The organism is Stenotrophomonas sp. STEN009, assembly GCF_056760395.1.
Map to the genome: position 1 here is coordinate 41,342 of NZ_JBRRES010000006.1, position 22,603 is coordinate 63,944.

The following is a 22,603-nucleotide window of genomic DNA, read 5'->3' on the forward strand; positions in this document are numbered from 1 at the left end:
TGTAGCCCAGCGGGGGCTCCAGCACCGGCGGCCGGGCATCGCACGGCGTGCTTAACTGTATCGCCCATTCATGCCATAGTCCCGACCATCGTTCCCAGGGGGGGAGCCACCTGATGTCGCTCTACGCGATCGCCTACGTCAGCGATGCCCGCGCCGATCTGCGGACATCCGATCTTGACCGCCTGCTGGCCGATGCCACGGCGTTCAATCGCGTGGCTGGCGTCACCGGGGTGCTGATGTTCGACGGTACACGCTTCCTGCAGTATCTCGAAGGTCCGCAGGATGGTATCGATTCGGTGTTCCCGCGCATCCTCAATGCCCGCAGCCATACCCAGCTGAAGGTGCTGTGCCGGGCGCCCGTGCCGCAGCGGGCGTTCCCCCGCTGGAACATGGGGACGCGACGCATCGAGGCGGAGCTGCTGGCACAGATCGTCGGTGAGGCGTGGCCGGGGTTGACGCAGGGCAGCGTGGGGTTCGAGCAGCTGCTGCAGGCCTGGACCGGGGCCGATGGCGAGCTGGAGCCTGCCGCGGTCGCACTGGGCTCCTGACCTTGGCGACAAGGTCCTGACACCGTTACGCTGTAGCCCTCTTGCGAAGACTTCCCGGAGTGGGCAGCGAATGAGCGTGATGGCCGAAGCGGCGGCAGTGGGCGATCCGCCGCTGCCTGCATGGCGGGTACATTGATGAGCGTGGCGGTGTCGGCGGCGGAAGCGCCCCGGTTCGCGGTGATCGGCCTGGGTTACGTGGGCCTGCCACTGGCGGTGGCATTCGGCCGGGAACAGCCGACGCTCGGCTTCGACATCGACCCCGAACGCATCGCCGAGCTGCGCGCGGGCCAGGACCACACGCTGGAGGTGGAGGCCGGGGAACTCGCCGCTGCACGCCAGCTCGAGTACAGCAGCGACCCTGCGCGGCTGGACGAGTGCAACGTGTACATCGTCACCGTGCCGACGCCCATCGATGCCTACGAGCAGCCTGATCTGGAACCCCTGCGCTCGGCGACGCGGTTGATCGCCAGCCATCTGCGCGCCGGCGATCTGGTGATCTACGAGTCCACGGTCTATCCCGGCACGACCGAGGAAGTCTGCGTGCCCTTGCTGGAGCAGGGTTCGGGCCTGCGATTCAACGAAGATTTCTACTGCGGCTACAGTCCGGAGCGGGTCAGCCCGGGGGACCGCCAGCGCCGTCTGGCCGACATCCGCAAGATCACCTCGGGTTCGACACCGGAGGTGGCGTCGGTGGTCGATGGGCTGTACCGCTGCATCATCGACGCAGGCACCTTCCCGGCGCCATCGATGCGCGTGGCCGAAGCGGCCAAGGTGGTCGAGAACATCCAGCGCGACGTCAACATCGCCCTGGTCAACGAGCTGGCGCTGATTTTCGACCGTCTCGGCATCGATACCCAGGACGTGCTGGACGCCGCGGGCAGCAAGTGGAATTTCCTGCCGTTCCGTCCCGGTCTGGTCGGTGGCCACTGCATCGGCGTGGATCCCTACTACCTGCTGCACAAGTCGGAAAGTGTGGGTTACCACCCGGACCTCATCCACACCGCGCGGCAGGTCAACAACCGTGTCGGCGAGCACGTGGCCATGCGCGTCCTGGCCATGTTGGCCGAGCGCGGGCGGACCGCGGCCCAGGCGCGCGTGCTGGTGCTGGGCGTCACCTTCAAGGAAGACTGCCCCGATCTGCGCAACAGTCGTGCGCTGGAGCTGGCGCAGCGCCTGGCAGACGCAGGCGCCCAGGTCGATGTCAGCGATCCATGGGTGGGCCCGGCGGCCTTGGCCGATGCCGGTGTGCGGTGGCTGGCCGAGCCGAAGGCCGGCTGTTACGACGCGGTCGTATTGGCAGTGGCGCATGCCAGTTTCAAGGCGATGGATGAAGCCCGCATCCGCGGCCTGCTGGCGCCCGGCGGCCTGGTGTATGACGTGAAATCGGCCTGGCCGCGCAGCGTGGTCGACGATCGCCTGTAGGCGTTGATGATGGCGGGCGCGGTAGACTCGGCTGCAGTTGCAACCAAGGAACGCCATGCACCGGTATATCGTCTACCTGCTCGCCATCCTGATGTTCCCCGTCTGCCTGTGGCTGGCCACGATATGGCCTGCCTGGTACTGGGGCGTCGGTCTGACCGCCGCGATGGTGGCGCTGGGGACCTGGGATCTGCTGCAGAAGCGCAGCACCCTGCGCCGCAACTATCCGGTGATGGCGCACTTCAGATACGGGCTGGAATCGATCGGCCCGGAGATCCGCCAGTATTTCGTGCAGAGTGATCTGGAAGACGTGCCCTTCTCGCGCCAGCAGCGTGCACTGATCTACCAGCGTGCCAAGAACGAGATGGATACGGTGCCGTTCGGCACGCTGCGTAGTGCATATGCGGTGGACTACGAATGGATCAACCATTCGCTGGCACCGACCACCATCGCCCGGCACGATTTCCGTGTGCTGATCGGCGCAGGCTGCGCCAAGCCCTATTCGGCCAGTGTGTTCAACATCTCGGCGATGAGCTTCGGCTCGCTGTCGGCCAACGCGATCCGCGCGCTCAACGAAGGCGCACGCCGTGGCGGCTTCTATCACGATACGGGCGAAGGCTCGATCTCGCCGTACCACCGTGAGATGGGCGGCGATCTGGTCTGGGAGATCGGCTCGGGCTACTTCGGTTGCCGCGACGAGAAGGGCGGTTTCAGCGAAGAGCGGTTCGTCGCCAACGCCACCCATGACCAGGTGAAGATGATCGAGATCAAGCTGTCCCAGGGGGCCAAGCCCGGTCATGGCGGCGTATTGCCCGCGCCGAAGGTGACGGCCGAGATCTCCGTGACCCGTGGCGTGCCGATGGGGGTTGACTGTGTATCTCCGTCGCGGCACTCGGCGTTTTCCACGCCGGTCGAACTGCTGCAGTTCGTCGCCCGCCTGCGCGAACTGTCCGGTGGCAAACCGGTCGGCTTCAAGCTGGCCATCGGCCATCCCTGGGAGTGGTTCGGCATCGCCAAGGCGATGCAGGAGACCGGCCTGTTGCCGGACTTCATCGTTGTCGATGGCGCCGAGGGCGGCACGGGCGCGGCACCGGCCGAGTTCGTTGATCATGTGGGCGTGCCGATGCACGAGGCGCTGCTGCTGGTCCACAACACCCTGGTCGGGCTGGACCTGCGCGAGCGCATCCGCATCGGTGCGGCCGGCAAGATCACCAGCGCATTCGACATTGCCCGGACCATCGCGCTCGGCGCGGACTGGTGCAATGCCGGTCGTGGCTTCATGTTCGCACTGGGGTGCATCCAGTCGTTGAGCTGCCACACCGACAAGTGCCCGACCGGCATCGCCACGCAGGACCCGGCGCGCTGGAAGCACCTCGACGCGCCTGACAAGGCCACGCGCGTGCACAGCTACCACGAGCACACGCTGCATGCCCTGAAGGAGCTGTTGTGCGCGGCCGGCCTGAATGATCCGGCCGAACTGGGGCCGGAGCACATCCTGCGCCGCGTGTCGCCGGTGGAGATCCGCTCGCTGGCGACGCTGTATCGCTATCTGGAGCCGGGAGAACTGCTGCGACGGGTGCCGGATCACGCGGTATTCCATGCGTTCTGGGCAGATGCACGCAGTGATTCATTCCAGCCGCCGGCGCGGATCCAGGCGCTGAGAGCCAGCAAGTCGCGGTGATGGGGTTCCACACGGAGGTTGCATGCAGTTCAGGACCGGTACGATTGACGATGTCTCGCCGCTGTGGGCCCTGCGCACGCGGTGCGTGCGCGAGACCTGCAGCAGTCACTATCCGCCGGAGGTGATCGCACCCTGGGCGGCGTCGCCGCCGCCGGCGCAGTATCCGCGGCTGTTGTCGCAGGGCGGATGCGTGGTGGCCGAAGGCGGGCAGGGCGAGCTGCTCGGTTTTGGCGTACTTGATATCGATGGAAATGAGGTGGATGCGCTGTTCGTCAATCCGGATCGTGGTGGACAGGGTATCGGCCAGGCGCTGATGCAGCGGCTGCTGGCGCTGGCCGATCCCGGGCGCGAGGTGGTGCTGTCGGCCTCGCTCAATGCCGTGTCCTTCTATCAGCGGCAGGGTTTCATCCGCGAACGCGAGGAAATCTATCCCCATCCCAGCGGGGTACCACTCGCCTCGGTACGCATGCGAAGGCCGTGGTGAAACGCTGTTTCCGGTAGCGCCGAGCCGCACGCCCGGTGCTACCGCAGTCGATTCAGCGTGTGGCCAACCACTGGATCACGCCTTCGGCAGCGCGCAGGCCACTGGCATAGCAGGCCGTCAGCAGGTAGCCGCCGGTCGGCGCCTCCCAGTCCAGCATTTCGCCAGCGCAGAACACGCCGGGCAGGGCACGCAGCATCAGCCCTGCGTCGAGCGCGTCCAGCCTTACCCCTCCGGCCGTGCTGATCACCTCAGCCATCGGCCGCGGGCGCAGCAGTTTCAGCGGCAGGCGCTTGAGCGTCGCTGCGACCGCTGCAAGATCTTGGCCCGCATCCTTGCCGAGGTGCTCGAACACAAGTGCCGCTTTCACTGCGTCCACCCCGGCCTGGCGGCGCAGGTGTTCACCGAAGCTGCGGCCCTTGCGTGGACGCGACAGATCGGCCAGCAGGCGTGCTTCATCGCGACCCGGCGCCAGGTCCAGCCACAATGGCGCACAACCCTTGCGGTTGATGGTTTCGCGCAGGTCGGCCGCCAGCGCGTAGATCAGGCTGCCTTCGATGCCATAGTCGCTGGCGACGCATTCGCCCTGCAGTGACCGTGGTTGGCCTGTCAGGTCGATCCAGTGCGCCACCACTGGCTTCAAGGGGGCACCGGCATTGCGCTGGGCGAACAGGGGCGTCCAGTCAACGTCGAATCCGCAGTTGGCGGCCTGCAACGGTGCGATGTCCACGCCGTGTGCCTGCAGCGGTGCCACCCAGGCACCGTCGCTGCCGAGGTGCGGCCAACTGCCGCCGCCCAGCGCCAGCACGGTGGCATCAGCGTGCACATCGAGGTGGCCGTCTTCGGTGTTGAAGCGCAGCGCGCCGTCGCTGGCCCATCCGCACCAGCGGTGATTCACGTGCAGGCGTACGCCCTGCTCCTTCAAGCGGCGCACCCAGCCGCGCAGCAGGGGCGCAGCCTTGCGATCGACCGGGAACACGCGGCCGGAACTGCCGACATAGGTCTCCACGCCGAGATCGGCGGCCCAGTCGCGCAGTGCCTGCGCGTCGAACCCGTCCAGCCAGCGGCCGACTTCACCGGCCTGCTCGCGGTAGCGGCTGTCGAACAGCGGGCGCGCATCGGAGTGGGTCAGGTTGAGCCCGCCCTTGCCGGCGATCAGGAACTTGCGACCGGGGGAACCCTTGGCTTCATAGAGGTCCACCTCCAGGCCGGCGGCGCGCAGGCGCTCGGCAGCGAACAGCCCTGCCGGGCCGCCACCGACGACAGCCACGCGGCGCGGTGCATGTCGATCAGGGTTGGACATCGAGCAGCTCGACATCGAACACCAGCGAGGAGCCCGGCGGGATCGGGCCGGCGCGACGGCTGCCGTAGCCCAGGTCCGGGGGGATCATCAGGGTGCGCTTGCCGCCGACCTTCATGCCGGCCACGCCTTCATCCCAGCCGCGGATGACCTGGCCGGCACCGAGCACGAAGGTGAACGGCTGGCCGCGTCCGACCGAGCTGTCGAATGTCTTGCCATGCTTGCTCTCGGTGCGGTTGTCGTAGATCCAGCCGGTGTAGTGCACGGTGACCTTCCGTCCCGCCACCGCTTCGGCCCCGGTACCGGGCTGGATGTCGATGCGCTCGAAGGTGGTCAGCGAGCCTCCCGGTGGTGGGCCGGACGGCTCCATCGAGCAGCCGGCAGCAGCAAGGGACAGCAACAGGGGAAGCAGCAGTCGGCGCATCGGGCATCTCCGTCGGGCGCAGGGCGAGGGCGGCAAGGGTAGCGCATCGGCGCCGGGTATCATGGCGCCATGGCCAAACTCCTGCTCAATCTGCGCAATGTCGGCGATGACGAATACGCCGACGTCTGCACGCTCCTGGATCGCCACGGCATCGCCTGGTACCGCACCGAGCCCAGTCCCTGGGGCATTTCCAATGGCGGGCTGTGGCTCCGCGAGGACGGCGATCATGCGCGCGCCAAGGCATTGATGGCCGAGTACCAGGCCGAGCGCGCGCCACGCATCCGGGCCGAGCGTGAGCAGGCCCTGCGTGATGGCACGGCCGAGACCTTCGGCAGCCTGCTGCGGCGCCGGCCGCTGTATGTCGTGCTGGTACTGCTGGCGATGCTGGGCGCTGCTGCCCTGGTGCTGCTGCCGTTCATGCTGCTGCGGGGGTAGGGCGCTCCAGCCGCCGATCATCGACCCCGGGTCCTGACCCGGTGGCGGCCAGGCGCTAAAATGCGCGGATGATCGCCAATACCGCCGCCTATCATTTCACTGCCATCGACGCCCCCGAGGTTCTGTGCGACCAACTGCTGGCGCGTGCCGAAGCGGCTGGGCTGCGCGGCACGATCCTGGTGGCGGGCGAGGGCCTGAATCTGTTCCTGGCGGGCACCCCGGCCGCCATCGAGGGCTTCTACGCGGCACTGCGTGAGGATCCGCGTCTGGCCGGAATGCGGGTCAAGACCAGCTTCAGCGAGCATCAGCCCTTCGCGCGGCTCAAGGCCAGAGTGAAGCCGGAGATCATCAGTTTCCGCCGCGATGACGGCCAGCCGCTGGCCTATCCACGCGCGCCGGCGGTCGATCCGGCCACCGTACAGCGTTGGTTGCGGCAGGGCCACGACGATGCGGGAAAGCCGGTGGTGATGCTCGATACCCGCAATCTGCAGGAGGTGGAGTACGGCACGTTCAAGGACGCGCTGGTGCTGCCGATCCACAAGTTCACCGATCTGCCGGAGGCCCTGGCGCCGCACCGCGACGCATTGAAGGACAGCACCGTGGTCAGCTTCTGCACGGGTGGCATCCGCTGCGAGAAGGCCGCACTGTGGATGCTCAATGACGGCATGGACAACGTGCTGCAGCTCGATGGCGGCATTCTCGGCTACTTCGAGGAGGTGGGCGGCGAGGGCTACGACGGGCGCTGTTTCGTGTTCGACGAACGGGTGGCGCTGGATGCGGAGCTCAGGCCGCTGGTGGATGAGCCGCTGCCGGAACCACGCCCCAGCGCCTTCTGAGCGGCTGTCCCGGGCGCCGGTCGTGCACGGCTGTCCGGTCCACCTGGGGAGCTGACCCGCCCGGCAGGAATCAGCGTCCCGCCACCGGCACTGGCCGCCGTGCCGGGCCGACCCCATGCAGAGGGGATCTTTTGACGGAAACCGCCTGATGATCCCGTTGTCGATCCTCGACCTGGCCCCGGTCTGCGAGGGCAGCGATACCACTGCCGCCTTCTCCAACATGCTGGCACTGGCCCAGCATGCCGATGCGCTGGGCTACCGCCGCTACTGGCTGGCCGAACACCACAACATGCCCGGTATCGCCAGCGCGGCCACCGCCGTGCTGATCGGGCACGTTGCCGGTGGCACGCAGCGCATCCGTGTCGGTGCAGGCGGCATCATGCTGCCCAACCATGCGCCGCTGCAGGTGGCCGAGCAGTTCGGCACGCTGGCCTCGCTCTATCCGGACCGCATCGATCTGGGGCTGGGGCGGGCGCCCGGCACCGACCAGCCGACCGCCCGCGCGCTGCGGCGCTATTTCGACAGCGCTGACCAGTTCCCGCAGGATGTGCGTGAGCTGCTGCATTACTTCGAGCCGGTCCAGCCCGGTCAGGCGGTACAGGCCGTGCCTGGCGGCGGCCTGCGGGTGCCGACGTGGATCCTGGGTTCCAGCCTGTTCGGTGCGCGCATGGCGGCATCGATGGGGCTGCCGTACGCCTTCGCCTCGCACTTCGCCCCGGACGCGATGGATGAGGCGCTGGCAGTCTACCGCCGCGAATTCCGTCCTTCGGCCACGTTGAAGCAACCGCACGCGATGCTGGCATTGAACGTGGTGGCCAGCGACAGCGAAGCCGAATCGCGCCGCCTGTTCACCAGCCAGCAGCAGAGCTTCGTCAATCTGCGCCGGGGGCGTCCCGGCAAGATCCCGGCACCGATCGACGACATCGAATCGTTCTGGGAGCCGCACGAGAAACTGGGTGTCGAGCGGGCATTGGCGTGCACGGTGCTGGGTGATCCGCAGCAGGTGGCCGAGGGTATCGCCGCGTTCGTCGAACGCCATCGACCTGACGAACTGATGCTCACCGCCAATCTGTATGACCATCGCGCGAGGCTGCGCTCGTTCGAGCTGACCATGCGGGCGTGGCACGATCGCCACGCGGGCTGAACGATTGCATCACGGCGCATTGCAGACCTTCCGCGTCTGATGGGGGCTCCCTACCCCTGGAGCTCCCCATGTCGGATTCCCGCGCAGAACACATCGCTCAGCTGGCCGAACTGATCAAGGACGTGGAGGTGGCGATGTTCACCACGGTCGGTGTCGATGGTCGCCTGTACAGCCGTCCGCTTGGTACCCAGCAGGTCGCCTTCGATGGTGACCTCTGGTTCGCTACCGCAGCCGACAGCCCGAAGGTGGCGGAGATCGCACTCAATCCGCGGGTCAACGTGGCCTACGCCTCGACGTCGAAGAACACCTATGTGTCGGTGGCGGGCAACGCGCGCATCGTCGACGATCGAGCCAAGGTGGAAGCGCTGTGGTCGCCAGCGATGAAGCTGTTCTTCCCCGGCGGCAAGGACGATCCGAACCTTCGGCTCATCCACGTGCAGGCTGAATCGGCCGAGTACTGGGATGGACCGGGCACGCTGCTGGGCAGGGCGCTGACGTTCGTGCTGTCTGCGGTACAGGATGAGCCAGGCCAGCTTGCCGACAACGGTTTCGTCGACCTGCGTTGATGGGCCCGGTTCAGAACCAGCGCTGGAACAGTTCGACGGTGTAGCTCACCAGTTGGCCGGAACTGAAACCAAAGAACGCGATTGCCGCCAATGCTCCGATCCAGTTGACCAGCATCAGCGCGCCGTCGCGCTCGAGCAGGGCCAGCGAGAACAGCAGCAGCTGGAAGCCGAACAGATAGTTGGTGAACGGGATCGGCAGCGACAGCAGGATGCCCAGCAGGACCAGCAGTGCGCCGGTGAACGCGTGAGCCGGCAGCGGCTTGAGCAGCTGCGGCAGGCGTGGCTTGAGCATGCGGTCCAAGCGCCGCAGCGGGCGGTCGATGCGGTCCAGGAACCGGTGCATGGTGCCGCGCTTCGGCCCGCGGCGGGCAATGAAGCCCGGCAGCCAGGGGCGCCGCATGCAGCACAGCATCTGCAGGCCGATCAGGATCACCAGGGGGCCACTGACCGCACCGCCCAGCCCCGGAATCGGGATGAACGATGGCAGGATCGCCACGAACAGGAAAACGCCGAAGGCGCTCTGCTGCAGATCCTGCAGGATCTGGCCCAGCTTCATGTGCTGGGCCGGATCACCCCAGGCGAACATTTCCAGCAGCGTGCGGATGCCTTCGTTGCGATAGGCAGGTGCTGCGTCGCGCGGGCGGGACTCAGGCGGTGAGCTCATCGGCCTGCTCGTCCGACAGCGTGCGCAGCAGCAGCTTGTCCACACGTGCACCGTCCAGGTCGACGATCTCGAAGCGCCAGCCGGCCCAGTCGAAGTACTCGCCCGCGTGCGGGATGCGGCCGAAGTAGTGGATGCACATGCCGGCCAGGGTGTAGTAGTCGCCCTCTTCGGCGTCGGGAAGCTCGTTGCTGCCGATCAGCTCGCGGAGGTCGTCCACCGGCAGCGAGCCGTCCACCAGCAGCGAGCCGTCCTCACGGGTCACCACCAGTGCGTCCTCGTCGGCATTCTCCACCGCTTGCAGGCGGCCGACCACTGCGCCCATCAGGTCGCTGATGGTGACCAGTCCCTGGATCTCGCCGTATTCGTCGACGACCAGCGCCATCGACTGCTGTTCTTCCCGGAAGATCTCCAGCAGCTTCATCGCATGGGTGGACTCGGAAACGTACAACGGCTCGCGCAGGGTCTGGAACAGCGCGTTGTCGCCGCGTGCCATGCGGGTCGCCAGCGATTTCAGTTCAAGCACACCGACCACATCCATGTCGTTGTCGCGATAGACCGGATAGCGCGAGAACTCATGCTCGGCCATGATTTCCAGGTTGCGGTCCAGGCCGGCCTGCGTGTCCAGCCAGGCGATCCGGTTGCGCGGCGTCATCAGGCTGTCGGCGGTGCGATCGCCCAGCCGCATCACGCGGTTCATCATGTCGCGCTCATGGGTATCGATCACACCTGCCTCGTGGCTTTCGGCCACCAGCATGCGGATCTCCTCTTCGGTCACCGAGGCGGCTTCGTCCTTGCCCAGGCCAAGTGCCTTCAGCACCAGCTGGGTCGTCCTGGACAGCAGCCAGACGAAGGGCAGGGCCAGTTTGGCCAGCCAGCTCATCGGCATGGCCACCAGGCTGGCAATGGCCTCGGAGCGGGTCAGGGCCAGCCGCTTGGGCACCAGCTCACCAAAGATCAGGGTCACGAAGGTGATGAGGGTCACGGCCAGCGTGGTGCCGACCTGGGAGGCGTAGGCGAAGCCGGGCATCAGGCCCTGCAGCCAGCCGGCAATGGCATCGCCGATGGCGTCGCCGCCCAGGTAGCCGGTCAGCACGCCGATGACGGTGATGCCGATCTGGACCGTGGACAGGAAGCTCTCGGGCTTTTCGGACAGCTCCAGGGCCTTGGCGGCGCGCTTGGAGCTGCCGGCCATCTGCTTGAGACGGCTCTTGCGCGAGGTCATGACCGACATCTCGGACATGGCGAAGAAGCCGTTCAACAGAACCAGCGCGAAGACAATCAGGATCATTTCAAACACGGGCGTCGTCCCCGGTTGGTGGCAGGGAGGGCGGGTGCTTGCGATGGCGGCAGGCGCTCAGGAGCAGAGTCCGGCGCGGCGCTGGGGGATAAGGGTCGTCGTCCATAAGGTGCGCCCGAGGGCGCGCTGGCATCTTAGCAAAGGGCCGTGGCAAGGTGGCAACTGCCTGTTCAGGTTGGCGGGTTCCACCCCCGGAAAGGGGGCGGGGATACCCGAGATGGTCATCTAGCCGTCATAATTCCGTCCGGTGCCGTCCTTCCCGCGACGGCTGACAGGTTTCTCAATGTTCTCTCTGCAGACCATTTTCGGTTCCGGCAAACAGTTCTACACCCTGCTCGATGAGGCTGCCGTCGCGGCCTCCGACGCCGCCAAGGCGCTGCATTCCATGCTGCGCGAGGCCGACCGCCAGCCCGCGCTGGACGCCTTCAAGCTGGCCCGCCTGCGCGAGCGCGCGGCGTCGGACAAGATCAGCCAGGCGCTGGTGGACAGCTTCATGACGCCGATCGAGCGTGAAGACATCGAAGCGCTGGGGTCGGCGCTGTACAAGATCCCCAAGCAGATCGAGAAGTTCGCCGATCGCTATTCGCTGGCCACGACCCACCTGGAGCACATCGACTTCGCGCCGCGCGCGGCGATGCTGGAGCAGGCCGCCGGCGTGGTGGTGGAGATGGTGGCCGACCTGCGCCACATGAACCTGGACCGGATGACCGCGCTCAACGAGAAGCTGCGCTCGCTGGAGAACGAGGCCGACCGGCTGATGCTGGAGCTGTACCGTGACATCTATTCCGGGCGCCTGGACAACCTGCAGATGTTCCTGCTCAAGGAATTCTTCGAGATCCTGGAAAAAGCCATCGACCGCTGCCGCGAGGCCGGCGTGGTGGCGTACCAGATCGTGCTGAAGAACAGCTGACGGACGCCGCCGCATGTTGACCCTCGTCCTGGTGGTGATCCTGGCTGCGCTCGTCTTCGAGTTCATCAACGGCTTCCACGACACCGCCAACTCCATCGCCACCGTGGTGGCGACCAAGGTGCTCTCGCCCGGCTGGGCGGTGATGCTCGCCGCCTTCATGAACCTGATCGGTGCCCTGACCGGTACCGCGGTCGCGCTGACCATTGCGTCGGGCCTGCTCAATACCAACGTGGTCGATGTCACCCCGCAGGTGATCCTGTGCGCCCTGCTGGGCGGCATCATCTGGAACCTGATCACCTGGTGGAAGGGACTGCCGTCCTCGTCCTCGCACGCCCTGATCGGTGGCCTGTGCGGCGCCGGGCTGGCGGCCGCGCACAACAACTGGGATGCGCTGATCTGGTCCGAACGGCTCGGCAGCTGGGCGCAGAACAAGGGCCTGCTGTGGAAGGTGTTCGTGCCGATGATCACCTCGCCGATTGCCGGCTTCCTGCTGGGCATCGTGGTGATGGTGCTGCTGTGGGGCCTGATTGCCGGTCTGGCCAGGATCGGTGGTGCGATTGGCCGCCTGGCCCGTCCGCGCTGGGTCAATGCCTTCTTCGGCAAGGCGCAGATCGTCTCGGCCGCCTACATGGGCTTCGCACACGGGCACAACGATGCGCAGAAGACCATGGGCATCATCGCCATGACCCTGATCGGTGCCGAAGCCACCGGTGCACTGGACAACCTGCCGTCCTGGCTGGCCTTCATGCACCCGGATGCGCAGGCCGGTGACGGCATCGCGATGTGGATCGTGCTGACCTGTGCGGTGGTGATGGCCGCCGGTACCGCTTCGGGTGGCTGGAAGATCATCAAGACGCTGGGCCACAAGATGGTCAAGCTGCATCCGATCCACGGCTTCGCGGCGGAGACCAGCTCGGCCACCATCCTGACCCTGGCCGCCCATTTCGGCATGCCGGTCTCGACCACGCACAGCATCTCCACCGCGATCATGGGCGTGGGCTTTGCCAAGAATCCGCGTTCGCTGAAGTTCGGCGTGATCGAGCGCATCGTCTGGGCCTGGATCCTGACCATCCCGGCGGCAGGCGGCTGTGCGTACCTGATCCTGAAGCTGTTCGAGCTGTTCGGCTGGACCTGATGCCAGCAACCCTGGGGTCAGAGCCCTTTCCCTGCAGATAGGGATCTGACCCCGGAAATGAAAAAGCCCGCCGGATTCCGGCGGGCTTTTTTCATGGGCAGATCGTTTTTCCGTATCCAGCGTGTCGACCAAGGTCGACACCCACCAACAGCAGCAGGAACCTCGCCAGCCCACGGAAACCCGGCTTTTGTCGTTGCCGTTGCCGTTGCCGTTGCCGTCAGCGGGCGCCGGGCCGCGACCCGGCCGAACCCCTCAGTTGCGCTGGAACAGTGCCTGCACATCCTTGCGGAATGCCGCCTGGCTGTCGGCACGGCTGTAGAACATGTGCCCGCCCGGGTAGCTGCGCACCTGCACGCGGTCCGGGTTGCTGCCCATCGCCGGCATCTGGTCCACGGTCAGGATCGAGCCCATGAACGGGCATGACAGGTCATTCCAGCCGTGCGCGATCAGCACCTGCAGATTCGGATCGATCGCCACCGCCTGGCGCAGCTGGGTCACCGCACCCTGGCGCAGGTCGCCGTTGCGGTCCCACAGCCGGTTCACCTCGTAGTTCAATGCCTGGTAGCGCGCATCGACCTTCCAGCCCACCACGCGGGTGACGAAGTCGACCATCGCGGTGGTGGTCGGCGCGATGATGCTGTCGAGCAGGGGATCGTTGGCGCGCTGTTCCGGATCGTTCGGGAACGGATCAAACGCCGTCACGTTCGAGTCGTAGCGGCTGCCCAGCGTGCCCTTGTCGCGGAACACTTCGCGCAGATAGGCCTGGATTTCCAGGCGGCCGCCGGCACGACGCACGAACTGCGGGTCCAGCCCGGTCAGCTCGGTGACCCGGCGCAGCATCGCTTCGGTGGCCTGCGGATCGCTGCGGCCCTTCATCAGGGCGGTGGCGTAATCGCCGCGGGTGTACTCGATCACCTCACGCATCGCCGCGTCGGTCAGGCGGCCCTGGCGCTCCAGGTGCGCCGCTGCGATCGACGGCAGCGTCTGCATCCACGCCATCGGCGAGACGTCGGCGTTGTCTTCCAGGGTCGGGCTCAGGTACGGCGAGACCAGCACCAGGCCGTTCATCGCAACGCCCAGCCGCGTCTGCAGATAGTGGGTGATGCGTGGGCCGCGGTAGCCACCGTAGCTCTCACCGGTGAGATACTTGCGCGACGCCATGCGCTGGTTGCGCAGCAACCAGTCGTAGATCGATCGCGACAGGTACTCGATGTCGGCACTGGGGTTGTACAGTGCCTTCTTGGCTTCGTCATCGCCGATGCGGGCACGGCTGAAGCCGGTGCCGACCGGGTCGATGAAGACCAGGTCGGTGAAGTCCAGCCACGTTCCCGGATTGTCGTGCAGCGTGGCCGGCGCCGACGCGCTGTCGCCCTCCGAGCCGAAGGTCACGACCTTCGGGCCGATGGCGCCCAGATTGAGATACACCGAGGACGCGCCGGGCCCGCCGTTGAGCGCGAAGGTCACCGGCCGGTCCTTGCCGGGCATCGTGTAGGCGGTGAACACTACATCGGCGATCACCTTGCCCTTCTCGTCACGTACCGGCAGGGTCCCTACGGTGGCGGTGTAGTCGAGCGTGCGGCCTGCCAGGCGGATGCTCTGGCGGGCGGAGGCGTCGGCCGGCAGCGCAGGTGCTTCGGTCCTGTCGTCCCTGGCATCGGGCTTGGACTCGGCGGCGGGCGCGGCCAGCACGCTGGCAGGAGCAATGAGCAGGCCGACGCAGAGCGCGGCAGTGTGCAGCAGGAACTTCATGGCACCGGATCGGCAGCGGAAGGGGGTTTCGATGCTAGGCCTCCAGGGTGCCGCGCCGTATGTGTCCAAAGCCATGGCCGGGCGTTGTCGTCGGTTGCGGCCAGATTGGGTCAAGTGGGCAGGGCGCTCGCGGCTTCGTCATCGGCCAGCAGCCCGTACACAGCCGAGTCGGCCAACTCGCCCTGGATGCGCCAGCGTTGGCGCAGGAGGCCCTCACGATGGAAGCCGAGGCGTTCAAGCACGTGCGCGGAGGCCGCATTGTGCGGATCGATCTCGGCTTCGACGCGATGCAGGCGCAGCGTCCGGAACAGGTAGGCCAGCACCTGCTGCAACGCCTCATGCATGTAGCCCCGGCCCTGGACCTCAGGTGCCAGCAGATAGCCGATCTCGGCACGCGCAGCATCGCGATCGACGGCAAACACCACGCAGATGCCCAGCAACGGCCCTTCCAGCGATTCGCGCACGGCCAGCTTGAGCTGGGTGCCGATGGCGTGTGCGGCGAGGTCGTCGTCGATCTGTTCGCGGGCTTCGCCCGGCCGTGTCCAGGCAGGATGGTTCCACCAGCGCATGACCGTCGGGTTGGATTGCAGCGTGAACAACGCAGCAGCGTCATCACGACGGATCGGGCTCAGCACCAGCCGCGCGCTGTGCAGCGGCAGGCCGGGGAACAGCAGCGAGTGGCTGGGCAATGCGGTGGTCCACGCGGATGAGCGCGCATTATGGACCCGCAGGGTTTGCCGATGGGGGTGTAATGCCCCGGAGGGCGGCCTGGACCGGCACTGCCAGGCCATGCAGCCAGAGCCGTTTCCCGACAGGAAACGGCCCCGGCCCGCGCTGGAATCAGACTTCCAGCGACGCCAGATCGCCCTTGGTCTCCAGCCAGCCCTTGCGGTCAGACGCCCGCTTCTTGGCCAGCAGCATGTCCATCAGCGAACGGGTCTGCTCGCGATCGTCCACGGTCAGCTGCACCAGGCGACGGGTGTCCGGGTGGATGGTGGACTCACGCAGCTGCGACGGGTTCATTTCGCCCAGGCCCTTGAACCGGGTCACGTTGACCGCGCCCTTGATTTTCTCGCGCTCGATCTTGTCCAGCATGGAGCGCTTTTCTTCCTCGTCCAGTGCGTAGAAGACCTGCTTGCCCACGTCGATGCGGAACAGCGGTGGCATTGCCACGAACACGTGGCCAGCGTCGACCAGCGCCGGGAAGTGCTTCAGGAACAGCGCCGTCAACAGGGTGGCGATGTGCAGGCCGTCCGAGTCGGCGTCGGCCAGGATCACCACCTTGCCGTAGCGCAGGCCGCTGATGTCATCCTTGCCCGGATCGCAGCCGATGGCGATGGCCAAGTTGTGCACTTCTTCCGAGGCCAGCACGCTGTTGGAGGAGACTTCCCAGGTGTTCAGGATCTTGCCGCGCAGCGGCATGATCGCCTGGAAATCCTTGTCGCGTGCCTGCTTGGCGCTGCCGCCTGCCGAATCACCTTCCACCAGGAACAGTTCGGTACGCGACAGGTCCTGGCTGATGCAGTCGGCCAGCTTGCCCGGCAGGGCAGGGCCCTGGGTGACCTTCTTGCGGACCACCAGCTTTTCGGTCTTCAGGCGTGCGCTGGCGCGCTCAATGGCGATCTGCGCGATCTTCTCGCCCAGTTCCACGTTCTGGTTCAGCAGCAGGCTGAATGCATCGTGCGCGGCACCTTCCACGAAACCGGCGGCCTGCCGCGAGGACAGGCGTTCCTTGGTCTGCCCGCTGAACTGCGGATCGGTCATTTTCAGCGACAGCACGAACGACACGCGGTCCCACACGTCTTCCGGCGCCAGCTTCACGCCACGCGGCAGCAGGTTGCGGAAGTCGCAGAACTCGCGGAGCGCCTCGGTCAGGCCGGTGCGCAGGCCGTTGACGTGGGTACCGTGCTGGGCAGTCGGGATCAGGTTGACGTAGCTTTCCTGGACCAGCTCTCCTTCCGGCAGCCAGGCCACGGCCCAGTCCACCACTTCGGTGTCCTTCTTCAGGTTGCCGACGAACAGGTCGGCCGGCAGCATTTCGCGCTCGCCCAGCTCCAGCTTCAGGTAGTCGCGCAGGCCGTCCTCGTAGTACCAGGTGTCGACTTCGCCGGTGGCTTCGTCGGTCAGCTTCACGGTCAGGCCCGGGCACAACACCGCTTTGGCGCGCAGCAGATGCTTGAGCGCGCGCACCGCGAACTTCGGTGTATCGAAGTACTTCGGGTCCGGCCAGAAGCGCACGCGGGTGCCCGTGTTCTTCTTGCCGACCGTGCCCACCACTTCCAGCGGCGTGGCGCGGTCACCGTTACGGAAGGTGATGCGGTGTTCGGCACCTTCGCGCTTGATGTGCACCTCCACCAGGGTCGACAGCGCGTTGACCACGCTGACGCCGACGCCGTGCAGGCCGCCGGAGAAGGTGTAGTTGTTGTTGCTGAACTTGCCGCCCGCGTGCAGGCGGGTCAGGATCAGCTCGACACCCGGGATCTTCTCTTCCGGATGGATGTCCACCGGCATGCCACGGCCGTCATCGCTGACCTCCACGCTGCCGTCCTTGTACAGGGTGATCTCGATCGAGCGGGCGTGGCCGGCGAGGGCCTCGTCCACCGAGTTGTCGATCACTTCCTGCGCCAGGTGGTTGGGGCGCGCGGTGTCGGTATACATGCCGGGACGGCGCTTGACCGGGTCAAGGCCGGACAGGACTTCAATATCGGCGGCGTTATAGCGGGCGTTCATCTATGTTCTAAAGCGCGGAGCGACGCGCAAGTGTGCGGTCTGGGCGGCGAATTTGCACGCCTGCGGTTCAGCCTCGCCACCGGGGAGGGGGTAAAATGGCAGCCGCTGGAATCCGGACGCCAGCGTCCCCATGTCCCAGCCATACCGCGAGGAGGACTCCATGAAGAAGTTGCTGACCATTGCGTTCCTGGCCGCTGCCGCCGTTGCGGTGCCGCTGGTGATGGCGCAGAACGCCGGCCAGCCGGCCCCGCAGCAGGGTGACCAGGCCGACAAGGCACAGGCCGAAGCCGACGCCAAGGCCAAGCGCCGCGCGCAGGCCAATGCGGAGCTGAAGGCCAAGGGCCAGCCGGTTCCGCAGCAGGAAGAAGAGGAAGAGGCGCGCAAGAAGCGCTGAGCGCACGCGCACCCTCCCTTTCCCACGGAAGCCCTGTAGAAGCGGGCTTCTGGCGACGCCACGCCCCCGCAAGGGGGCGTTTTTCGTTCGGTCGGCCTGCACAAGCCTCTTGGGTTGGCGGCCATCTATCTGTAAACTATGGCTTTCCGGGAGTAGTGCGTGTCCACCATTTGCGAATGGGCTGGCACGGCCATGCGTGGCCTCCAGCAATGCGGGTCGCAGGTGACGGTCGATGTGACCGGCGCGGTTGCCCCGACCTCGCGCGATGGTTACCGTCTGGCGCCAGCCGCCGCACGGATCGGCACCTCCCTCGCTGCCCCAGCGAACCGGAAAACCCCCTTCAAGCGCCATGTCCGCCCCCAGGGCGTGCGTGGCGCTGTCGTTTTCCATTTCCAGACAGGATGCTTGCAGCCATGACTCCCTTGATTTTCGTAACCGGCGGCGTGGTGTCCTCGCTCGGCAAAGGCATTGCCGCTGCGTCGCTGGCCGCCATTCTCGAAGCCCGTGGCCTGAAGGTCACGATGATGAAGCTCGACCCCTACATCAACGTTGATCCGGGCACCATGAGCCCGTTCCAGCACGGCGAGGTCTATGTCACCGACGACGGTGCCGAGACCGATCTCGATCTGGGCCACTACGAGCGGTTCGTGCGGACGCGCCTGAGCCGCAAGAATTCGGTCACCACCGGTCGCATCTACGAGAACGTGATCCGCAAGGAGCGTCGCGGCGATTACCTCGGCGCGACCGTGCAGGTCATTCCGCACATTACCGACGAGATCCGTCGTTGCATCGACGAAGCCACCGAAGGCTATGACGTCGCCCTGGTCGAGATCGGCGGCACCGTCGGCGACATCGAATCGCTGCCGTTCCTGGAGGCGATCCGCCAGGTGCGTACCGAGCGTGGTCCGGAGAAAGCGCTGTTCATGCACCTCACCCTGGTGCCGTACATCGGCGCGGCCGGCGAACTGAAGACCAAGCCGACCCAGCACTCGGTGAAGGAGCTGCGTTCGATCGGCATCCAGCCGGATGTGCTGTTGTGCCGTTCGGAGCAGGCCGTGCCCGATTCGGAGCGTCGCAAGATCGCCCAGTTCACCAACGTTTCCGAACGCGCCGTGATCAGCGTGCCGGACGTGGATGTGCTGTATCGCATCCCTTCGGGACTGCATGCGCAGGGCCTGGATGAGATTGTCGTCAACCAGCTGAAGCTGGCCGACAAGGCCGGTCCTGTCGATCTGTCGGTGTGGGAGGACGCGGTCGACGCCACGCTGCATCCGCTCGACGAGGTGACCATCGCCGTGGTCGGCAAGTACGTCGACCACCAGGATGCGTACAAGTCGGTCGGCGAAGCACTCAAGCATGGTGGCCTGCGCCAGCGCACCCGGGTCAATCTGAAGTGGCTGGAAGCGCAGGACCTGGAAGGCACGGACATGGCCGCGCTGGCCGATGTTGATGGCATCCTGGTGCCGGGCGGATTCGGCGACCGTGGTTTCGAAGGCAAGGTGCTGACCTCGAAGTTCGCCCGCGAGAACCAGGTGCCGTACTTCGGCATCTGCTACGGCATGCAGGCGGCCGTGGTCGATTACGCGCGCAACGTGGTCGGCCTCGAAGGTGCCAACAGCACCGAGAATGATCGCCAGTCGCCAAATCCGGTGATCGGCCTGATCACCGAGTGGCGCACCGCTGCCGGTGACGTCGAGAAGCGCGACGACAAGAGCGACCTGGGCGGCACCATGCGTCTGGGCCTGCAGGAGCAGCGCCTGAAGCCGGGCACGCTGGCGCGTGAGCTGTACGGCAAGGACGTGGTGGCCGAGCGCCACCGCCACCGGTATGAGTTCAACAACCGTTACCGCACCCAGCTGGAAGACGCCGGCCTGGTGATCGCCGGCAAGTCGATGGACGACACCCTGGTGGAAGTGGTCGAGCTGCCGCGCGATGCGCATCCCTGGTTCCTGGCCTGCCAGGCGCATCCGGAGTTCCTGTCCACGCCGCGTGACGGCCACCCGCTGTTCATCGGCTTCATCCGCGCCGCACGCGAGCGCAAGGCCGGTGGCCAGTTGTTGCAGGAAGCGCGCGCCTGACTTGCGATGGGGCCCGCCAGGCCCCATCTTGCTCGCTTGAACCAAGTGCATCGGCCCGTTCGATGTAGCGGACAACTCTAAGGAAACGCCATGAAACTGTGTGGATTCGAGGTGGGGCTGGACCAGCCCCTGTTCCTGATCGCCGGACCCTGCGTGATCGAGTCGATGCAGTTGCAGCTCGATACCGCTGGCAAGCTGAAGGAGATCACCGGCAAGCTCGGTGTGAACTTCATCTTCAAGTCCAGCTTCGACAAGGCCAACCGCACGTCTGGTACCGCTTTCCGCGGCCCGGGCATGGAGGAGGGGCTGAAAGTCCTGGCCGAGGTCAAGAAGCAGATCGGCGTGCCGGTGCTGACCGACGTCCATGAGTACACCCCGATGGACGAAGTGGCTTCGGTCGTGGATGTGCTGCAGACCCCGGCATTCCTTGTTCGCCAGACCGACTTCATCCGCAAGGTGTGCTCGGCCGGGAAGCCGGTCAACATCAAGAAGGGCCAGTTCCTGGCGCCCTGGGACATGAAGCCGGTCGTGGAGAAGGCCAAGGCGACCGGTAACGATCAGATCATGGTCTGCGAACGCGGTGCCAGCTTCGGCTACAACAATCTGGTGAGCGACATGCGTTCGCTGGCGGTGATGCGCGAGACCGGGTGCCCGGTGGTGTTCGACGCCACCCATTCGGTGCAGCTGCCGGGTGGGCAGGGCACCAGCTCCGGCGGCCAGCGCGAACATGTGCCGGTGTTGGCCCGGGCCGCGGTGGCGGTGGGTATCTCCGGTCTGTTCGCCGAGACCCATCCTGACCCGTCCAAGGCCCTCTCCGACGGTCCCAACGCATGGCCGCTGGACCAGATGGAAGCACTGCTCGAAACGCTGATGGAGCTCGATGCGGTGACCAAGAAGCACGGTTTCTCACGCTTCGCGTGAAGTCTGACCCATGGACGGCGCTGGAAACCCAGCGTCGCCGCCGGCACTGGAAACAGTGGCCGTGGGGCCTGATCGCACTGGGCCTGGCGGGGTTGTTCACGGCGGGCGTGTTCGGTCTGGTGCTGATCGGCGCAGCGTCCGTGCGGTCCCCGGGTGATGGCAGCAGCGTGCTCAATCTGCGGGCGTACTTCATGGCGCTGCTGGCTGGCGAACTGTTGACTGCCGGCGGCTGCATCGCTGCCGCCGTGCTGGCTTGGCGCCTGAATCGCGGCAAGGTGGCCGCCGGGCTGGCGGTTGTCCTGCTTTCGCTGTGGCTCGGTGCGCTGTCCTACGGGATGCTGTGATGAATACGAGCACGTCTGCACGCGATTGGCCCAAGGGCCTGATCGCGCTCAGGCTGGCGGCGCAGGCATGGCACCGTCTGTCCGGCCATGGCCGCTGCTTTGCGGGTGCTCCTGGTATCGCTGCTGCTGCCGGGGCGGGGGCCAGCCGGGGCTGACGCCGTTCGCGCCATTTGGCAACGGGCGGGCAGCCGGGGATAATCACGCGGCATTCGTTTTGTCGCCCCCTCTCCATACAGGTAACCGGCCCGACCATGAGTACGATCCGCAGCATCCACGCCCGTGAAATCCTCGACAGCCGTGGCAACCCCACGCTGGAAGCCGAAGTCACCCTGGAGGACGGTTCGTTCGGTCGTGCCGCGGTTCCCTCCGGCGCCTCGACCGGCACCAAGGAAGCGGTCGAGCTGCGTGACGGCGACAAGACCCGCTACCTGGGCAAGGGCGTGCGCAAGGCCGTCGACAACGTCAACACGACCATCGCTGCCGCGCTGAAGGGCTTCGAGGCCACCGACCAGTCCGGCCTGGACCGCCGCCTGATCGACCTTGATGGCACCGAGAACAAGGGCCGTCTGGGCGCCAACGCGCTGCTCGGTGTCTCGATGGCGGCCGCGCACGCCGCCGCAGCATCCAGCAAGCAGGCGTTGTGGCAGTACCTGGCCGGCAGGACCGGCGTGACCCCGTCGCTGCCGGTGCCGATGATGAACATCATCAACGGCGGCGCGCATGCCGACAACAACGTCGATTTCCAGGAGTTCATGGTGCTGCCGGTCGGCTTCACCTCGTTCTCCGAAGCGCTGCGCGCCGGCACCGAGATCTTCCACTCGCTGAAGTCGGTGCTGAAGGGGCATGGCCTGAGCACCGCGGTCGGTGACGAAGGCGGCTTCGCACCGGACTTCCGCAGCAACGTCGAGGCGCTGGACACCATTCTCGAAGCGATCGGCAAGGCCGGCTACACCGCGGGCGAGGACGTGCTGCTGGGTCTGGACGTGGCCTCCAGCGAGTTCTTCGAGAACGGCAAGTACAACCTGGTCGGCGAGAACAAGCGCCTGACCTCCGAGCAGTTCGTCGACTTCCTTGCCGACTGGGCCGCGCAGTACCCGATCATCACCATCGAGGACGGCTTGGCCGAGAACGACTGGGCGGGTTGGAAGCTGCTGACCGATCGCATCGGCAAGAAGGTGCAGCTGGTGGGCGATGACCTGTTCGTGACCAATCCGAAGATCTTCCAGGAGGGCATCGACTCCGGTACTGCCAATGCCATCCTGATCAAGGTCAACCAGATCGGCACCCTGAGTGAAACCCTGGAAGCGATTGCCATGGCTGACCGTGCCGGTTATGCCGCTGTCGTCTCGCACCGTTCGGGTGAAACCGAAGACACCACCATCGCCGACATCGCCGTGGCGACCACTGCCACCCAGATCAAGACCGGCTCGCTGTGCCGCAGCGATCGCGTGGCCAAGTACAACCAGCTGCTGCGCATCGAGGAAGCCCTCGGTGCCGGCGCGCGTTACGCCGGTCGTGACGCGTTCGTTTCGCTGAAGCGCTGAGGC

22 protein-coding genes are annotated in these 22,603 nt (G+C 66.2%); 15 read left to right on the forward strand and 7 right to left on the reverse strand.

Annotated features, from left to right (window positions below; all coding sequences use genetic code 11):
* The first annotated feature begins 113 nt into the window (after positions 1-113).
* The 4 genes from ACVOMM_RS04270 to ACVOMM_RS04285 all read left to right on the forward strand — a co-directional run bounded on the left by ACVOMM_RS04270 (position 114) and on the right by ACVOMM_RS04285 (position 4,132).
* Positions 114-548 carry a BLUF domain-containing protein gene (locus ACVOMM_RS04270; RefSeq protein ID WP_481525921.1) on the forward strand — a complete coding sequence of 145 codons (435 nt, stop codon included), beginning with the start codon at positions 114-116 and terminating at the stop codon, positions 546-548.
* 135 nt (positions 549-683) lie between these two features.
* Complete coding sequence (locus ACVOMM_RS04275; RefSeq protein ID WP_481525937.1) at positions 684-1,970, forward strand: nucleotide sugar dehydrogenase; 1,287 nt, start codon at positions 684-686, stop codon at positions 1,968-1,970.
* Positions 1,971-2,025: 55 nt separating this feature from the next.
* Positions 2,026-3,648 (forward strand): FMN-binding glutamate synthase family protein, encoded by a 1,623-nt coding sequence (locus tag ACVOMM_RS04280; RefSeq protein WP_053519800.1) that lies wholly within the window; start codon positions 2,026-2,028, stop codon positions 3,646-3,648.
* A gap of 22 nt (positions 3,649-3,670) precedes the next feature.
* Positions 3,671-4,132 carry a GNAT family N-acetyltransferase gene (locus ACVOMM_RS04285; protein WP_481525922.1) on the forward strand — a complete coding sequence of 154 codons (462 nt, stop codon included), beginning with the start codon at positions 3,671-3,673 and terminating at the stop codon, positions 4,130-4,132.
* A 52-nt stretch (positions 4,133-4,184) separates the two neighbouring features.
* Here the strand turns inward: ACVOMM_RS04285 and ACVOMM_RS04290 are convergent, their stop codons facing one another.
* Positions 4,185-5,432, reverse strand: a complete 1,248-nt coding sequence (locus tag ACVOMM_RS04290; protein WP_481525923.1) for a TIGR03862 family flavoprotein — start codon at positions 5,430-5,432, stop codon at positions 4,185-4,187.
* Positions 5,419-5,853, reverse strand: a complete 435-nt coding sequence (locus tag ACVOMM_RS04295) for an FKBP-type peptidyl-prolyl cis-trans isomerase (RefSeq protein WP_065174917.1) — start codon at positions 5,851-5,853, stop codon at positions 5,419-5,421. Before ACVOMM_RS04295 ends, ACVOMM_RS04290 begins: the two co-directional genes overlap by 14 nt.
* A gap of 69 nt (positions 5,854-5,922) precedes the next feature.
* Between ACVOMM_RS04295 and ACVOMM_RS04300 the strand changes: the two genes are divergently transcribed.
* The 4 genes from ACVOMM_RS04300 (at position 5,923) to ACVOMM_RS04315 (ending at position 8,834) form a co-directional block, all read left to right on the forward strand.
* Positions 5,923-6,288 (forward strand): DUF6164 family protein, encoded by a 366-nt coding sequence (locus ACVOMM_RS04300; protein WP_053519804.1) that lies wholly within the window; start codon positions 5,923-5,925, stop codon positions 6,286-6,288.
* 68 nt (positions 6,289-6,356) lie between these two features.
* Complete coding sequence (locus ACVOMM_RS04305; RefSeq protein ID WP_481525924.1) at positions 6,357-7,124, forward strand: sulfurtransferase; 768 nt, start codon at positions 6,357-6,359, stop codon at positions 7,122-7,124.
* Between the two features lie 148 nt (positions 7,125-7,272).
* Positions 7,273-8,268: an LLM class flavin-dependent oxidoreductase gene (locus ACVOMM_RS04310; protein WP_253119733.1), complete on the forward strand. Its 996-nt coding sequence runs from the start codon at positions 7,273-7,275 to the stop codon at positions 8,266-8,268.
* A gap of 68 nt (positions 8,269-8,336) precedes the next feature.
* Entirely contained in the window at positions 8,337-8,834 is a 498-nt protein-coding gene (locus tag ACVOMM_RS04315) for a pyridoxamine 5'-phosphate oxidase family protein (RefSeq protein WP_053519807.1), read from the forward strand.
* Between the two features lie 10 nt (positions 8,835-8,844).
* Here ACVOMM_RS04315 and ACVOMM_RS04320 read toward each other — a convergent pair whose 3' ends face one another.
* Positions 8,845-9,498, reverse strand: coding sequence for an exopolysaccharide biosynthesis protein (locus ACVOMM_RS04320; RefSeq protein ID WP_180876675.1), 654 nt, complete (start codon positions 9,496-9,498; stop codon positions 8,845-8,847).
* Positions 9,482-10,786, reverse strand: coding sequence for a hemolysin family protein (locus tag ACVOMM_RS04325; protein WP_053519809.1), 1,305 nt, complete (start codon positions 10,784-10,786; stop codon positions 9,482-9,484). Before ACVOMM_RS04325 ends, ACVOMM_RS04320 begins: the two co-directional genes overlap by 17 nt.
* Before the next feature lie 292 nt (positions 10,787-11,078).
* On the opposite strand from ACVOMM_RS04325, the gene ACVOMM_RS04330 reads away from it, so the two are divergent.
* Together ACVOMM_RS04330 and ACVOMM_RS04335 are read left to right on the forward strand one after the other, a co-directional pair.
* A complete protein-coding gene (locus tag ACVOMM_RS04330) occupies positions 11,079-11,705 on the forward strand; it encodes a DUF47 domain-containing protein (RefSeq protein WP_004152833.1) in 627 nt (208 codons plus the stop codon).
* Positions 11,706-11,718: 13 nt separating this feature from the next.
* On the forward strand, positions 11,719-12,840 hold the full coding sequence (locus ACVOMM_RS04335; RefSeq protein WP_053519810.1) for an inorganic phosphate transporter: 1,122 nt from the start codon (positions 11,719-11,721) through the stop codon (positions 12,838-12,840).
* Positions 12,841-13,092: 252 nt separating this feature from the next.
* Here ACVOMM_RS04335 and ACVOMM_RS04340 read toward each other — a convergent pair whose 3' ends face one another.
* The 3 genes from ACVOMM_RS04340 to parE all read right to left on the reverse strand — a co-directional run bounded on the left by ACVOMM_RS04340 (position 13,093) and on the right by parE (position 17,319).
* Positions 13,093-14,589: a S10 family peptidase gene (locus ACVOMM_RS04340; RefSeq protein ID WP_481525925.1), complete on the reverse strand. Its 1,497-nt coding sequence runs from the start codon at positions 14,587-14,589 to the stop codon at positions 13,093-13,095.
* A gap of 110 nt (positions 14,590-14,699) precedes the next feature.
* Positions 14,700-15,278: a GNAT family N-acetyltransferase gene (locus ACVOMM_RS04345; RefSeq protein ID WP_481525926.1), complete on the reverse strand. Its 579-nt coding sequence runs from the start codon at positions 15,276-15,278 to the stop codon at positions 14,700-14,702.
* A 151-nt stretch (positions 15,279-15,429) separates the two neighbouring features.
* On the reverse strand, positions 15,430-17,319 hold the full coding sequence (parE, locus tag ACVOMM_RS04350; RefSeq protein WP_053519719.1) for a DNA topoisomerase IV subunit B: 1,890 nt from the start codon (positions 17,317-17,319) through the stop codon (positions 15,430-15,432).
* A gap of 160 nt (positions 17,320-17,479) precedes the next feature.
* Here parE and ACVOMM_RS04355 point away from each other — a divergent pair, with 160 nt between their 5' ends.
* The 5 genes from ACVOMM_RS04355 (at position 17,480) to eno (ending at position 22,600) form a co-directional block, all read left to right on the forward strand.
* Positions 17,480-17,713 (forward strand): hypothetical protein, encoded by a 234-nt coding sequence (locus tag ACVOMM_RS04355; RefSeq protein ID WP_481525927.1) that lies wholly within the window; start codon positions 17,480-17,482, stop codon positions 17,711-17,713.
* 413 nt (positions 17,714-18,126) lie between these two features.
* Positions 18,127-19,791 carry a CTP synthase gene (locus ACVOMM_RS04360; protein WP_065174923.1) on the forward strand — a complete coding sequence of 555 codons (1,665 nt, stop codon included), beginning with the start codon at positions 18,127-18,129 and terminating at the stop codon, positions 19,789-19,791.
* 90 nt (positions 19,792-19,881) lie between these two features.
* Positions 19,882-20,712, forward strand: coding sequence for a 3-deoxy-8-phosphooctulonate synthase (kdsA, locus tag ACVOMM_RS04365; protein ID WP_053519722.1), 831 nt, complete (start codon positions 19,882-19,884; stop codon positions 20,710-20,712).
* The gene (locus ACVOMM_RS04370; protein WP_164152229.1) at positions 20,709-21,056 is read left to right on the forward strand and encodes a hypothetical protein; all 348 of its coding nucleotides are present in this window, start codon (positions 20,709-20,711) and stop codon (positions 21,054-21,056) included. Before kdsA ends, ACVOMM_RS04370 begins: the two co-directional genes overlap by 4 nt.
* A 251-nt stretch (positions 21,057-21,307) precedes the next feature.
* The gene (gene eno / locus ACVOMM_RS04375; protein WP_053519724.1) at positions 21,308-22,600 is read left to right on the forward strand and encodes a phosphopyruvate hydratase; all 1,293 of its coding nucleotides are present in this window, start codon (positions 21,308-21,310) and stop codon (positions 22,598-22,600) included.
* The last annotated feature ends 3 nt before the right edge of the window (positions 22,601-22,603 follow it).